The organism is Paenibacillus lignilyticus, from assembly GCF_017942085.1.
GTDB classification, from domain to species: domain Bacteria; phylum Bacillota; class Bacilli; order Paenibacillales; family Paenibacillaceae; genus Paenibacillus_Z; species Paenibacillus_Z lignilyticus.
The window spans coordinates 419029-434774 of record NZ_JAGKSP010000004.1 but is presented as its reverse complement, the minus strand read 5'-3'; the positions used below and the strand labels follow the sequence as shown (position 1 = coordinate 434774).

Genomic DNA, 15746 nt, shown 5'->3' with positions numbered 1-15746 from the left:
ATAATCGTTGTTGTAATCGTTGAAGTTGAATTGTTAGGCAAGTTTCCTGGGTTAAAGAAGCTGAGGCCGTCGGCTGGGGACAGCACTCTTTCGTATGCATAGCTAGGTGTTACAGTGGAACCCCCCCACATGTAAGTTGGGTATGGCGGCCATTGTTTAGACGAGGAACCTAATCTGTTGTTGTGCAGGTTGTATTTATTGTTGGCGCCGTTGTCTTTGTTGTACACCATTGCATCTTCAAGATCTTTATCCTTGAATACGCGCTTGCCGTCTTTCTCATCGAACAGTCCTGCACTTCTTGGACCCCAAGTGTACATTTTCTCACCGACTTCAGAGACCATGTAATCGAGGTAATGGATGATTTGCGGCAAATCTTCTTCCGCTACTTTATCTTTGAAGATCAAGATCGTTTGGTTATTGCCGCTAGGTCCTGCAGGGGAGATGAACTGATCGGTATTCGCCGGCGAATCCAGGAACACTTTTCTGTATCTGTACTTCTTGCCGGCCGCTTTCAATACGCTCTCATCCGGAGTATCCCACAGATAAGCGACCGCATATTGACCGTTATTCATTTTCTCCGTATGTGTCGCTTGGTTCTCAAGCAGCGATTTAGGATCCATTACTTTATCCCGAACCAGCTTATTGAACTCCAGCAGCGTTTGCTTAAACCATTCTTGTTGGAACATGAACTCGATTTCTTTCGTTTTCTTATCATAGTACGTGAAGTAGTTGTTATTTGCAGGAATACGGTTAAGGTAAGTTTGAAGCATGGTCAGCGTACTCCAGTTGTCGCCGCCGCCAAATGCATAGGTGGTTTCAACCGGCTTACCGTTTTCTTTAATGTTTTCTTTCTTTATCAGCGCCTGCATGTCATACAGGAACTTGTAGAAGTCATCCTTTGTTTTGAGCGGCACGTCGTACAGTTCTTCTTTGGAGAACTTACCGCCGTTCTTCACATATAGCGCATCGATTTCGTCCTGCGTTTTGGCTGTTGGGTACAGCTTCTTCAAGAGGTCGTCACGTACCCAGATGGAGCCCATTCCATCCGGCGCTTGTTGGGAGTTTGGACTGACGAACGATGGATCAAGGACCTTCAATGTGTTGTCCGGGTCACCAAGCTCCAGCGGGAACCCATAGGTTTTGCCATCCAAATTTTTGATCGTAATATTTTCCAGCACTTTTGGAAGTTTGTCGAAAGGCGTTCTCTTCGCTAAGTTCGGTGCGTACTTGGAGATGACTTCGGTCAAATCGTATACCTTTCCAGCCTTCACGAGCTCCGCCAATGCGGACGTATCCGAACTCATGACGACATCCGGCCAATCGTTGGCCGCGTTCAGCATGCCCATCTTCACGTTCAAATCCTGACCGCCGTTATCGAAGGAGTTTTCTTGGTCGATCTCAACGCCGGTTACACGCTTCGCTTCAGGTGTTACAACGTCTTGCTCAGCCGAATTATGAGTGGGCTCGCCAGTACCGTGGGAATACCACAACTTCAATTTCAGCTGTTTCCCTTTCCAATCCGGAAAGTCCGAGCTGTCTGTTACTTTATCATACATGTCATAGTAGAATTGCTCAGCCGGAGCTGCATTTTCAGTCGTGTTCGCTGCATTCGTTGTATTGTCTGCCGCAGCTTCCGTATTCGTATTAGCGGCAGCGCTTGTATCGTTTTTTGCAGGTTCATTATTATTGCTCGAGCAGCCGGCCAGCATGGCCACAGACAATGCTGCTGTCAGCGATAGGCGTACTCCTGTTGATAGTTGCTTCTTCACACATAATCCTCCCTTATTTATGTAGCCGTTTATAAAATTAGGTATGGAATGAGCTCGTAAAGATATGCGATAATAGAAGTGCTACAATCTCGAGAACATATTCATGAGATCGGCCGGCTAGTAGGTTTGGCGACAGATTAGCCCGCTTTCACTCTTTGATATGTTCTTTTTTCATGGCCTTGCAACCGTATGATCCCCTTATTCTTCCATGCTTGATTTCCCCATTACTACTCTATCACAGACAACTGTAGGCCTCACCACCTTAATGGAATTGAACGCGTTACTCCTTCACGGCTCCGAGCGTAATGCCTTGCACGAAATACTTCTGCAGGAATGGATAGATAATGACAATCGGGATGGTCGTAATGATGATATTAGCTGCCCGAATCGCAGCCGGCGTCATTTGGCGCGGCGAACTCGTTGCACCCATCGTGCCCATTCGAATGGCTTCCTCCATTAATTTCGTGACTCTCTCGCCTTCCCTCAAGATTTGCATCAATATATATTGAAGCGTATACAAATGCTTGTCGGTTATAAAATACAGCGTTGTCGTCCAATCATTCCAATGACCAACCGCACTCCATAAGGCCAGAACCGCGATAATCGGCATGGATAAGGGGACATAGACCCGGAACATAATGATGAACTCGTTCGCTCCGTCAATTCGTGCTGATTCTGCAAGACTTCCCGGGATACTGTACAGATACGACCGGATAATGACCATATTGTATAAGCTGAAGGAAACCGGAAGCACGTACACCAGAAAGCTGTTCAGCATGTGCATTTTGGAGAAGAGCAGGTATTGCGGGATCAGTCCACCGTTAAAATACATCGGGATCATCAAGAACATCAGGACTACCGCTTTGCCTTTGAAGTCCTTGATCGTAAAGGCGTAAGCGCACATGTATTGGACGACCAGCGCAATGAGCGTCCCGATGATCACCCGCAAGACCGATATGCCGGTCGCCGTAATCACGTCTTTGTTCTGAAGCAGCACTTTGAAATTATCGATGGTGAACACCCGCGGCCAGAACGTGATGCCTCCGAATTGCGAATCCATCGGATCGTTAAACGCTATCGCGAGTACATTCACATAAGGAAAAATCATCGCTACGACCAAGATAAACAGGAGGCTGATGTTCCCGTATTTAAATAGTTTGTATGCATTGGATTCGTGACTCATCTGGGCCTCCTACCATATCGATACGCCTGATATTTTCTTGGATATCTTGTTTGCAATGATGATTAGCAGCAATGCGACCAACCCTTGTGCGAATCCAACCGCGGTAGCCAATGAGTAGCTGCCTTGTTGAATACCCGAGGAGAAGATAACGGTTGCGATAACATCGAAGTTAATAAACGCGTTCTGCATCCCGTAGACAAGCTCGAAGTTGCTGGCGAACAACGTTCCGAGTGTGAACAGCAGCAGCAGAATCGTCGTTTGCTTCAGCCCCGGCAGCGTAATATGCAGATGCTGTTTGAACCGATTGGCACCATCCATCTTAGCGGCTTCATAGAGATGCGGGTCAATGGATGTAATCGTTGCGAGATATACGATCGTCCCCCAGCCGACTTCCTTCCACACGCTTAGCAGCAGCAGCAAGGGGAGGAACAAGCCTTGCTGGGACAAGTACATTTCCCGCTCCGTATCCGGTCCGAGCACCGCAACGCGCAGATCGTTCAGCGGTCCGTAGGAATCGAAGAAGGAGTAGCAGAGACCTACAACGGCGATCCAGGACAAGAAGTGAGGCAGATAAGTCAGCGTTTGAACACTTCGCTTGTACAAGCCGTTCTTCAACTCATTTATCATGAGCGCCAGTAAGATCGGCGCCGGGAATCCGACGAGAATAGTGAGCACGCTCAGTTTCAGCGTATTAATAATGGAGCCCCACAGCATTGGAATTTGGAAGATTTCCTTGAAATGAACCAATCCCACCCAATCGCTTTTCCATAATCCGGCGAACATATTGTAGTCTTGAAAGGCTGACAATAATCCGGGCATCGGCAAGTAGGAAAATATGAAAGTCAAAACGATGGAAGGCAGCATTAGCAGGTAACCAAACATATTCGTCTGAATGTTTTTCAGCATTCTGGCACGTACCGTTCTCTTCACAGGCACTTGAGTTGCAATCGTTTTCAACATATTCCCTCCTCTCTCGTCACTAGCTTTTCTCTTGTATGATTGAATTATAGAACGCTTTCATTTCTGGAAATAGTAAAAATACGGATTACAAATAACAGAATAAGGATCTCCTTATTTTCACAAAAATGACCTTATCCCGGTATCGCAATCGGAATAAGGTCATCGTTTATTACGCTGAAATGGCTTTCGCATCCATCCGATCGGCGCTGTAATTGGATGGTGTCGTCAGAATCACCTTCGTTCCTCGTCCGGGCTCGCTTTCGATTTCAAGGCCGTAGCCTGACCCGTAATAGGTTTCCATCCGATTGCGGACATTCTTCATCCCGTAGCCGCTGTATTTGCTTTCTTCCGCGCCTTCGAGTATGCGTTTAATCTTCTCGGGTCCCATTCCAAGTCCGTTATCTGCAATTTCGAAGCGGATCGTTTCGTTGTCGTCATTTGTGCTGACCCGAATCGTAATGAGACCGCCTGATTCGCGTCCGCTTATCCCATGCAGAAACGCATTCTCCACAATCGGCTGAAGTAAATTCTTGAGGACCAGCTGCTGTCCGGTGTCCTCTTCAATGTGGATGTCGTAATCAAAATCATTGCCGTACGCAAACATCTGCAAGCGCAAATACTCGCGGATCATTTCCGTTTCCTGCTCAATCGTAATGATACTGCTTCCTTTGTTCAATGCAATGCGGTAGTACTTCACCATCGAATCCACGACCTCATGAACCTTCGGATCGTTATAGATCCATCTGAAGGTCGAGAGCGTATTGTACAGAAAATGGGGATTGAACCGTTCCTGCAGCAGCTGCGTCTCCAATACGGTTTTCTCCAGCTCGTAGTCGGTAATTTTGCGATAATATTCCTTGATCCGCATCGTCAGCTCGTAGAAAATCCTTCCCATCTTCCCGAATTCATCCTCGGTTTCCTCGAAAGGCACGAAGCTGTCGCTGCTGATTAAGCTTTCGACATTGGTGTTCATTTTTCTAAAGAGTGCCTCCAGCTTCTTCGTCAGGAAATAAGAAACCATCTCGACCGTAACGAACAGAATACCGATGAGGAAAATGAAAATAACGAGCACCGTGATCAAATAACCCTTTAATCCCTCGAATACCAGGCTTTTCGGAACGAACATCGAGATATCGCCGATCCCCGGCTTCAGCTCTTTGTCGATGATATAATAGTCGTCTCCGGCCGAATCCCCCTCCGGGATCGTCTCTTCCTCCTCGCCTATCACCCATTGCTTCTTCCCATCGACCTCGTAAACGATATAACTGCCTTCCGGAATTTCATAGGTGAAGAAGTCCGTAATTTGTTGAATTGGAATTTGCAGCTCAATAATAGCCAGCGGCTTGCCGAGCGACATGATCTTCTTATAGCCGAACAGAAAGTTAGATTCCGCATCGCTGAATTGGGCTTTAATCGTCCGATATTTCCATAAAATCTGGGAGTCGTCATACTGCAAAATTTCATCCTTCAAACTGATGCCGTTCGTTCCCCGTACGTTCTCCAGGTTCTGAATGCTTCGCAAATAATCCCCATCATAGTTCGTATCTTCAATGGCATAAATCTGGAAATTCACATCCCGATTATCCGACTTCATTGCATTAATGACGCTCTGCAAATAGTCACTGAAATTCATAACCCCAACAAGGTTCTGATCGGTCTTGGTATCCAAATAATTAAAAATATAGAAGTTGTTGTTAATCGCCATCAGCTTATCCATGTTCGAAGACAGCAGACTGTTTATCCCGTTCACGCTGCTGGTCAGTTGAATGTCGTTCTTGTTAATAATCTCTTGTACTTTGGCGCTCCATACTTTCTGAATCATCAAGGAACCGAGAATAATCATAGGCAGAAAAGCAAACACGAAGATGATCGCGGCGATTTTGTGGCGATACGACAGCTTCCCGATCATAAGATAGCCTTACTCTTGTATTCAGCAGGCGTCATCCCGACGTTCTTCTTGAATGCAAGGCAGAAATACGACGTATTCATGTAGCCGACCTCTTCGGCAACGGACGCCACTCTGCTGTCTTTGTCCTTCAGCAGCTTCTTCGCCGCATCAATGCGCACTTCAATGACATAGTCGAAAATCGTTTTGCCAACTTCTTTCTTGAACAGCGCGTTGGCATATCTGCCGCTTAAGTAGACTGACTTTGAAATATCCTCGATCGTGATCTGCTCATGGTACTTCGCTTTGATGATCTCTTTGATCGTATCGACGACCTTCGTATTCTTACTCGTGTTCTTCTCAGACAAACGATCGATAATGGACATCAGCCATTGGTAGATCTTCTCGCTCACGTTGATCGGCGTATCCGGCTGGCTGAATTGTTTCCATACCTTCATATCATCCTCCGCCAGATCACGGAACGTTTGATTAGCTTCCTGTAGAATGATTCGCGTAATATTCACGACCATGAACGCAAAGCTCTTCACATAATTGGCATCATGCCGGGATACCCGATCGCCTAGGTATTTATCAACAAACTCTCTGACGTCCGCAGCCGTGCTGTAGATCATCAGTGTTTTCAAATCCTGATAAACCGCTTCGAGATTTGGGAGATCCTCGAATGGGACATCCGTGCGATCTTCGATTTCTTCAAAGGTGATGATCGGGTTGCTGCCGCTGTAGAATCGGGTGTGGACGGCTTTCTGTGCCTGCTTATATAGTGCCGAGATATCCGCGATCTCCTCGGAAACTTTACTGATGCCGGTAATAGCCGTAAGCTCGACTCTTCTGCTGATCTCCATACTGATTTCTACGGCTGTATTCATGATGTTGTCTTCATCATCCGCTTCGAAGATAATGGCGGCAAAATCCAGGGAGGAGAATTGAATCGGATAGATATAACGGTTGCCTGTGCTTAAGGAGGTAATGCTTCTCTTGACGGAATAGGAGACGAAGTACGCATCCGCCACGCCATGATCGATCGCTTTCTCTTCCGCTTCGTGAAGCTGGATCGACAGCACATGGATCCGGTCATGCGGCCGAACTGCAATCTTCAGGAACGCCATCCGTTTGATAATATCGGCTTCGTTATGGAAATTGCCGAGCAGCAGTTCTTTGAAGAACTGCTCTTGTACGAGCGGCAGCATCATTTCCAGCTGCTGCAGCATGCGTTCTTTCTCCATCGATTGCGAATGCTTGATATCAATATCGTGGACGAGCTTCTTGACCGCCGTCACGAGCTCATCGGCAATAATCGGTTTGAGAACATAGCCGTAGATGCCCAAGTCGACGGCGGACTTGGCGAATTCGAAATCGCTGTGGCAGCTGATGAAAATGACTTTTATATCGGGGTACCGCTGATAAATTTGCTCCGATAACTGGACGCCGTTCATAATCGGCATCGCGATATCGGTTACGATGAGATGCGGCTTGAGTTCGTCAATTCGTTCCAGCGCCTCCGCGCCATTCGGGAAAGTTGCCACCACTTCTATGCCTAGCGATGCCCAATCAATATGATTTTTAAGACCATTGCGCTCGTACTTGTTGTCATCCACGATGAACATCCTATACATGCTAGTCCCCCTCAAACCCTTTTTCTGATTCTGTTACCCTAAAAATATAGTGAAAGCGTTTTAATAGCAAGATGTTTTTGGCTCGCTGAATGGAGGTGAGAAGCTTAGCCTTTGACGAACACGAGCCGCGGTATCCTCGAAAGTGAAGCTGTCGAGTTGGTTCGGCGCGGTGCGAAATCTCTCACCATTCCGGATTCTCGCTAGTGAAGATCCCTAGGTGAGCTGCTTTCTCCCATTACTCCAAATTCACGCCGATGTAGATCTCTGGAGGATCTACTCTATTTCACATGCGCGGTACGCAGTACCTCTCTTCGACTCCAAATTACCAACTCTTACTCAAGAGCGGTACTAGGTACCTCTCTTCGACAGAGAACTACCATTTCGCGCCAATAAGCGGTAACTAGTACCGCTCTTCGTCTTCAAACCACCAACTATCGTATAAGAGCGGTAACCAGTACCTCTCTTCGATCATTATCCATTAAAAAAGCTGCCCCTATCATCTAAACGATGATAGAGACAGCTCTTGGATGAAAGTGAGAAGTAGATCATCACGAAACGCCTGGGATTACCCCAGGCGCTCCGATCCATATAAAGCGGCTCGCCGCTACACCAGCCGCTTGCCAATCTCCCAATGGTGCCCGAACGGATCAATCAGCCGTCCGATTCTCCAGCCGTGGCCTTCATTGACAGGTACAACTACCTCAGCACCTGCCGAGATCGCTTGCTCAAACAGTGTGTCCGGGTTAGCTACAGTAAGAATCATTCGAATGGAGCCCGGCACATCCGGCTTCGGACTTGATTCCGGGTCCTCCTGAATCCAGAAGCCCGCTCCTTGCACCGACAGTTCCGCTAGAATCGGCTTTCCCTCTTCTTCCTCCAGCCTGTAGAGCTCGACCGCGCCGAATGCAGCTTTATAGAACGTTAAAGCTTCAACCGCACTGCGAACCGAAATCCAAGGTGCGATTGATGTTGCTGTAGTTTGCGACCGTACCTGCGACATCCGATTCCCCCCTTATTGACAATCCTATTCACGTACAAGTGCTTTCCAGTAATTCCATGCTTCCAGATACGCCGGCAGATCATGAGGATGGTGAAGCAAGCACACCCCAATCCGGTAATAAAGCCCAACCACGACCTCCCAGACCAGCTCCTCGCGCTCCATCGGCTCATGGTCAAGAAGCTCCAATGCCGCAAGCAGCGTTTCCATCGTCAAGTCATCCGGCGAAGAAACGAATGCGAAGATGAAATCATAGAGCAGCGGTCCGGCCATCGGAGTCGGATCGATAACCCCCACCAGCTGCTGTTCACGGTACACGAAGTTATGAACACCGCAGTCGCCGTGTAGCCAATAATCGGGACGTGCTTCTCTGTACACGAGCAGCTTTATCGCAATCGAAACCACCAGTTCATAATCGGCTTCCGGGAGCAAGCTTCCCATTTCGTTTTTTGCAAAATCCAAACCATCCAGCGTATGATCATCCCACACTAAAGACGGGTCCGACTGCTCCACTTCCCGGTAATGATTCAACAGGTCTGCCGTTAAACGAGGCAACCAATCTTGCTTTAATCCGCGCTCGCCGCCTGTTGTGCCGCGCACGAATGCATAGACGATATAAGAGTTATCCGGGGCTGTAAAATGAACCTTAGGCAGCAGCGGACTAGCCGCGTAATCATTCAGAAATTGCGACACGACTGACAAATACTCCGCGTCTTCCAGCTTCAGCACATAACGCGGCTGCTCGTCCGCCATCAAGATGTAAACGCGCCCTTCTGTCGTGCCGCTCACCTGATGCATAAGCCGGGTATCCGGATGGATGATGTGTTTGCCTGCAAGCTCTTGAATGATTTTACAGATATCCGGACTCGCCGTCTGTTCTGCTTCCATCGTGTTCACACACTCCATTCCTTTATAGAATTTCAACCAGTCGATCTATCATTACCACGAAGCTATGCAACCGTCTGTTCTCGGTTCGGTTCCGCCAATCAGGACGCCATTCTCATCCCGCCATATAACCTGCCCACAGCCATACGCTTTACGATCTCGTACGATCTGAATCTCATGGCCTTTGCGCTTTAGCTCCTTTACAATATCGGTCGGCAGCTCACCTTCAACGGCAACCTGTTTGCCTTCCATCCACTGCCATCTAGGCGCATCAAGCGCAGCCTGCGGATTCTGATGATGATCCAATAACTGAGAGATTACCTGCAGATGACCCTGCGGCTGCATAAAGCCGCCCATTACGCCGAATGGGCCGATCGGTGCTCCGTCCTTCGTAATAAAACCCGGAATAATCGTATGATAAGGCCGTTTCCCCGGCTCCAGTACATTCGCATGCGCAGGATCGAGGGAGAAGGAAGCCCCTCTGTTCTGCAGGCTGATCCCGGTTCCCGGCACCACAATCCCCGAACCAAATCCCATGTAATTGCTTTGGATAAAAGAAACCATGTTCCCTTCTCCATCAGCAGTAGCCAAATAAACAGTTCCGCCCTTAGGCAATTGCCCCGGTTCAGGCATCAAAGCCCGTTCACCGATCAAGCTGCTGCGAAGTGCGGCATAGGAAGGGGACAGCAGCTGTTCCACGGTTGCTTTCATTCGGTTAGGATCCGTAATATAATGCTTCCCGTCTGCAAAAGCCAGCTTCAGCGCTTCGATCTGAACATGATGCCTGTCTGAGCTCTCATAACCGGAAAGATCCAGTCCATTCAACATATTCAAAGCCATCAAAGCGACAAGTCCTTGCCCATTCGGAGGCAGCTCCCATACGTCATAGCCTCGATAAGCCACTGAAATCGGGTCCACCCAGTCCGGTTGAAACGGTGCAAGATCCGTGCTGCGAAGCAGCCCCCCGCTCTCTCTGGCATACCGATCGATGATCTCTGCCAGCTCGCCACGGTAAAACGATTCACTGCCGGTTTCCGCAATCAGCCGAAGCGTCCGTGCATGATCCGGTGACCGCCATATCTCGCCGACCCTCGGTGCTCGTCCATTCGGGGCAAAGACACGAAACCACTCTGCGAAATCAGGATCATTCCCGCTTCTCTGCGAATACACCTCGTGAGCACGCTGCCATTTCACCGCGAGCTCCGGGGAAACCGGGTAACCGCCCTCGGCATAATCAATCGCGGATTCGAGCAGCTGCGCGAATGGCAATGCGCCGAATCGAGCGGATAAACCGGCCCAGGCTGCCGGCGCGCCGGGAACGGTCACCGGCAGCCATCCGCTTGACGGCATTTCCGCCTCAAATCCCCGCTGCCGAACCGCTTCCGGCGTCAACAGCTCAGGCGCTCCTCCACTCGCGTTCAATCCATACATTTGCCCTTTATACCAAACGATCGCGAACGCGTCGCTCCCAATGCCATTGCCTGTCGGCTCTACTACCGTAAGACATGCAGCGGCTGCAATCGCCGCATCAATGGCATTCCCGCCTTGCTGCAATACGCGAAGTCCCGCTTGAGAAGCGAGCGGCTGCGAGGCGGCAACCATTCCTTTCTTCGCTACGACTGCCGTCCTTCTGGATGGATATGGATACTCCGATAGATTGAACATGATAGGCTTCCCCCTTAACGTGTAGATCGTGAGATTTGCTCCCCTTAATTGGCATTACCCATTTCCTGCGACATCGCAATAAGCTTCGTCAGTGTATTCCAATTTCGTACGGTCACCGGCGCGTTCAGCTTGTCCACTTGTACGGAAAGCTTGGAATCCCGCACGCTTTGTCGAAATAACAGATAAACATCCCTGCCTGCGATCACATAACGATCCTCTTTAAAATCATAGCTCTCCAGCTTCTCTATTTTATTCGCCTGCGGTGTATCGAGCATCATCGCAATATAGAGGCATTCTCCTTCAAAAGAAGCTTCGGCTGCCGCAACTTCTTCATCCGAGAATGGCCGATTGGCAGCCATTGCTGCAAGCTCATCTGCTGTGCGAATAATGACGCGAATGGACAAACCAAACTTGCTCTCGATCAGAGCCTCGATTTTTCCGCGCAATGCCGGTTCATCTTCTTCCGACTCGAACAAAATATTGCCGCTCTGAATATACGTTTGAACTCGCGATAAACCCAGTGTTTCAAGCGCTTCCCGCAGCTCTGCCATCTTAATCTTGTTCTTCCCGCCAACGTTGATACCGCGCAACAAAGCAATCTGAATCGCCATCTACGCTTACACCACTTTCTGTAAAAGCTATTTTTCAATAGTCTACCATATCCGCGCTCTGGGGCGTATAGGATCAGCAGGAATTCATTGACAAATGCAATTGAGAACGATTATCATAATCGTCTCGGGTACGCTTAGCATCGCGTGGCTGCCGGTTGCGGCTATGGCAGGCGCAGGCATAACCTCGATCCTGATCTACTTGCTCGCTTGGAAGAAGGGCGTAACGCCAATTCGCCTCGTGCTCATCGGCATCGGCATCAATTTTCTGCTTGCCTCGGTTACGAAGGTCATGCTCGTTATGAATCCGATCTATACCGCTTCGCAAGCTTATGTCTGGCTTACGGGTACAGTCTACGGCACCGATTGGAAAATGGTATGGACCATCTTGCCATGGGTCTGCGTCTTTATCCCCCTCTCCTTCCTGTTCGCACGGAACGTCAATGTGCTGCAGATGGGCGATGATATTGCCAAAGGGGTAGGCAGCGCCGCGCAGCGTCAACGTTTCGTGCTGCTTATGATCAGCGTCGCGTTAGCCGGTGCGGCGGTTTCGGTCGGCGGAGCCATCTCTTTCGTCGGGTTGATCGCACCGCATATGACTCGCAAGCTCGTAGGCCCGGCCTTCGGCGGCGTACTTCCGATCGCTGCCTTGATCGGCGGACTCATGGTCGTCCTAGCGGATACAGTCGCCCGCACCGCTTTCTTGCCTTACGACATTCCGGTCGGCGTCTTTACAGCGGGCATCGGAGCGCCGTTCTTCATCTTCTTGCTCTATCGCAACAGAAACGCATAGCTCTGGCGCACCTGCTAGTTGAACAATCGCAAGTACAACCTTGCATAATCATACTGTAAACCTCGCAGCCAACCTGCGGTAAAAGCGCGCAAGACATTGAGTCCTGCGCGTTTTTAGTTGGGGGACAAGTAGCGCGTTATTTCGCCCGCGCTGCATGGCGCAACTCGCATTTTGCATCTCGCATTCCGCGTCATGCCGCTCGCTTCTCACACTCCTAATTCCACATCACGTCCCTCGCTCCTCTCATTCCTCATTCCGCGTCACGTCCCTCGCTCCTCTCAATTTGCAACCTGCTCACCGCAAATCACATTCCACGCGCGGCGCGAACAGCTAACGAATCGTGGAGGTCTTATTTTGCCGGTTTTCGAGGTTCCGAGAATCTAACGAATCGTAGAGGACTTATTTCGGTGAAATCGACTGCCAAACGCCCAAAAATCCTCAAATAAGACCTGTACAGTTCGTTAGAATTTTTTTTGGACTATTTAGGGACAAATAAGCCCTGTACGATTCGTTAGAATTTTTGAGCCTACTAAGTTAGGGCAAAAAGTGCATTTCGCATGCCGGAGTCCGCATTGTACAACTGACAAGAACTCGAAACTCCCATTACACAATAAACGTCACGCAGCTCGCACATCACAAATAAACCTACTAAATACCGCAACTCGCATTTTGCTTTTTGCATTCTATATTCCACCATCTACATCCAATACTCGCATTCCACATCACACGTCACGCAATCTACATCCAATATTCGCATCCCAAATCACACTTCACGCAATCTACATTCTACATTCGCCATCTACATCCAATATTCGCATTCCACATCACAAATCACACATTCTACATTCCGCAATCTACTTTTAGAACTCCCATTCCACGTGGCGCGAACAGCTAACGAATCGTAGAGGTCTTATTTTGTCGGATTTCGAGGTTCCGATAATCTAACGAATCGTGGAGGTCTTATTTCGGAGAAAACGACTGCCAAATCCCCAAAAACCCACAAATAAGACCTGTACGATTCGTTAGTTTTTTATTTGGGCTAATTTAGGGCAAATAAGACCTGTACGATTCGTTAGAATTTTTTTGGACTATTCGGGGGCAAATATGCGCATTACCACGACAACCTAACGAACCGCGGAGGCATTTGCTCGCCGGTTTACCGGGGTTGCGAAATTCAACGAACCGCGGAAGCCTTATTGGCCCAGGATTACCGGGATTCCGATATTCCAACGAACCGCGGAAGCACTAGCTTCGCCGGATTTTCGGAAGTTCCTCCTTAATGCCAATATAAAAAAGACGCGCCAACCGGCACGTCTTTTCCCTCTATTCCCGCATCGCGAGAACGATTAATATTTGAACTTCTCAACCGATTCATTAAGCTTCGCGGCCATATAGGACAGCTCCTGCGAGGAAGCGGCCGTCTCTTCTGCTGCTGCTGCGGATTGTTCGCTGATCGCCGCAACCGAGCTGATCGATTGCATAACCTCGCCTGATGCAGCGGCTTGTCCCTGGCTGTCCTTGAAGATTTCTTCGACTTTGCTTGAGGTCATTTGCACATTCATGACGATATCGCTGAAGGAATCTCTCGTTTTGGCAAACTGGGCCACACTCTCACCAACCGCAAGCACGCTCTTCTCCGCGCTGTTCTGCATGACTTTAATGATCCCTGCGATTTGTCTGGTCGCGTCACCGCTTCGTTCAGCCAATTTGCGCACTTCATCTGCAACAACCGCAAAGCCGCGTCCTTGTTCGCCTGCACGCGCTGCTTCAATTGCCGCATTCAAGGCCAACAGATTCGTTTGCTCCGCAATATCGTTGATAACCCCGCTAATATCCCCGATTTTGCGCGAATCGCTCTCCAGCTGTGCCATATGCCGGTTCACTTCGTCCATCTGACCGATCGTCTGATTGATCAGGTTCGTGCCTTCTTTTGCAATGTTCACCGTTTCGCCGGAAAGCGATTTCGCTTCCCTTGCGCTTGTCGAAACGGACCGGATGGAATTATCCAGACTACCGAACAATTCGGACATGACACCTGCTTGCGCTGCCTGATCTACACTGCCTTTGGCTACTTCATCCGTACTGATCGTAATTTGTTCAGCGGAAGATGCAACCCCCACGGAAGCTTTCGAAACCTGCTCGATCATGCTGGATAACCCATCCAGCATCCCGTTCATATGGGCGGCTAATTCACCCAGTTCATCCTTGGAGCGAATTTCGATTCTCGGACGGAAATCGCCGGTCGACAACTTCTTCACCATAGCAGTAATATAGATGATCGGCTTAACCATTCTGGTAGTAAACGCATAAATCGCGATCAAAGCGGCCAAAGCCACAACGAGTGCCGTGATCAGCGTAGTGCGCATCATTTTATTGATGGGTGCCATGAGTTCACTCTCTGGAACGGCAAGCATGGTCACAAAGCCGGTTTCGGTTCCGTAAGCGAAACCGATTTTCTTCACGCCGCCAAATTCATAGGAATAGGCGGTTGGTTTCCCTTGCTTCGCCGACTCAAACGCCGCAGTAATCTCAGGAACACCCAGATCAGCAATATTTTTCTTCATGATATAAGAGGAATCCGGATAATAGACGAATGTCCCGTTCATATCCAGAAGGATTGCGTAGCCGGTGTCGCCGACTTTCGTATCACGTATAACGCGGGTAGCTTCATTGATTTCAATAGCCGAGGAATAGAAACCGTAAGTAATGCCATCCTTCATCAGCGGAGCTGCAAAAGGAACAATCAAAGTCGAAGGATCGGCCTTGGAACGTGCAGGAGGCGCAATCGCCGACTCTCCGCGTCTCAGCTGCGGTATATAAGTTCTTCCCGATAGGTCGATGCTCAACCCCGTACTTAACACGGCGTTCTTGCCCTCCAGATCCATGGAGATGGAAACGCCTTGCCCAAATTCTTTGTGCTGCGAAGCAAAGGCTTTAACCAGCTCCAAATGGCGCGCTTTGTCAGGGCCAAGCAGTTGTGCGTAGCTTGCAATGGACTCCAGCTTGGTTAACTCTGCCTGCAGGTTATGATCAAATGAAGTGGCTATATTCTCTGTCGTTAACGCCAACTCTTGATCGATCTGATTATGAAACAAGGTGGAGTTGGGCAAGAAAAGTGCGATTGACATGGCTGCAACGATGGTAATCATGATGAATAGGGTTACTGCTGAGAACCGTGTTGCTAACTTGCGGAATGTGAACAGTTGAAGTGCTTTTCGAACCATCTCTTGATTTGCCCCCTACTTGAAGTGAATAGTTTCTGGTTAACTCCCAGCTATCTCCAAGTTTAAGCGGTAAATGTTTAAGAAGGTTATGCATAAAAATTAGATCAAAACGAGTTTTTACAAGAAAAGTTAAGAAAATGTTA

Annotated in this window: 11 protein-coding genes; 1 reads left to right on the top strand and 10 read right to left on the bottom strand. The window is 48.9% G+C overall.

Annotated features, from left to right (window positions below; genetic code table 11):
* The 9 genes from I8J30_RS13925 to I8J30_RS13885 all read right to left on the bottom strand — a co-directional run.
* A partial coding sequence (locus tag I8J30_RS13925; protein WP_210658578.1) for a type 2 periplasmic-binding domain-containing protein occupies nucleotides 1-1769 on the bottom strand: 1769 nt, incomplete at its 3' end.
* A 280-nt stretch (nucleotides 1770-2049) separates the two neighbouring features.
* Nucleotides 2050-2952 (bottom strand): carbohydrate ABC transporter permease, encoded by a 903-nt coding sequence (locus I8J30_RS13920; RefSeq protein WP_210655014.1) that lies wholly within the window; start codon nucleotides 2950-2952, stop codon nucleotides 2050-2052.
* A 9-nt stretch (nucleotides 2953-2961) separates the two neighbouring features.
* Nucleotides 2962-3912 carry an ABC transporter permease gene (locus I8J30_RS13915; protein WP_210655016.1) on the bottom strand — a complete coding sequence of 317 codons (951 nt, stop codon included), beginning with the start codon at nucleotides 3910-3912 and terminating at the stop codon, nucleotides 2962-2964.
* A 169-nt stretch (nucleotides 3913-4081) separates the two neighbouring features.
* Nucleotides 4082-5821 (bottom strand): sensor histidine kinase, encoded by a 1740-nt coding sequence (locus I8J30_RS13910; protein ID WP_210655018.1) that lies wholly within the window; start codon nucleotides 5819-5821, stop codon nucleotides 4082-4084.
* Nucleotides 5818-7431 (bottom strand): response regulator transcription factor, encoded by a 1614-nt coding sequence (locus I8J30_RS13905; RefSeq protein WP_210655020.1) that lies wholly within the window; start codon nucleotides 7429-7431, stop codon nucleotides 5818-5820. The genes I8J30_RS13910 and I8J30_RS13905 overlap by 4 nt, the downstream gene beginning before the upstream one ends.
* A gap of 604 nt (nucleotides 7432-8035) precedes the next feature.
* Nucleotides 8036-8431 carry a VOC family protein gene (locus tag I8J30_RS13900; protein WP_210655022.1) on the bottom strand — a complete coding sequence of 132 codons (396 nt, stop codon included), beginning with the start codon at nucleotides 8429-8431 and terminating at the stop codon, nucleotides 8036-8038.
* A 24-nt stretch (nucleotides 8432-8455) separates the two neighbouring features.
* On the bottom strand, nucleotides 8456-9316 hold the full coding sequence (locus tag I8J30_RS13895) for a phosphotransferase (RefSeq protein ID WP_210655024.1): 861 nt from the start codon (nucleotides 9314-9316) through the stop codon (nucleotides 8456-8458).
* A gap of 51 nt (nucleotides 9317-9367) precedes the next feature.
* Entirely contained in the window at nucleotides 9368-10978 is a 1611-nt protein-coding gene (locus I8J30_RS13890) for a gamma-glutamyltransferase family protein (RefSeq protein WP_210655026.1), read from the bottom strand.
* Nucleotides 10979-11022: 44 nt separating this feature from the next.
* Nucleotides 11023-11589 (bottom strand): DUF1697 domain-containing protein, encoded by a 567-nt coding sequence (locus I8J30_RS13885; protein WP_210655027.1) that lies wholly within the window; start codon nucleotides 11587-11589, stop codon nucleotides 11023-11025.
* Between the two features lie 94 nt (nucleotides 11590-11683).
* Here I8J30_RS13885 and I8J30_RS13880 point away from each other — a divergent pair, with 94 nt between their 5' ends.
* The gene (locus I8J30_RS13880; protein WP_210655029.1) at nucleotides 11684-12379 is read left to right on the top strand and encodes a FecCD family ABC transporter permease; all 696 of its coding nucleotides are present in this window, start codon (nucleotides 11684-11686) and stop codon (nucleotides 12377-12379) included.
* Between the two features lie 1346 nt (nucleotides 12380-13725).
* Here the strand turns inward: I8J30_RS13880 and I8J30_RS13875 are convergent.
* The gene (locus tag I8J30_RS13875) at nucleotides 13726-15603 is read right to left on the bottom strand and encodes a methyl-accepting chemotaxis protein (protein ID WP_210655031.1); all 1878 of its coding nucleotides are present in this window, start codon (nucleotides 15601-15603) and stop codon (nucleotides 13726-13728) included.
* Nucleotides 15604-15746 lie beyond the last annotated feature (143 nt).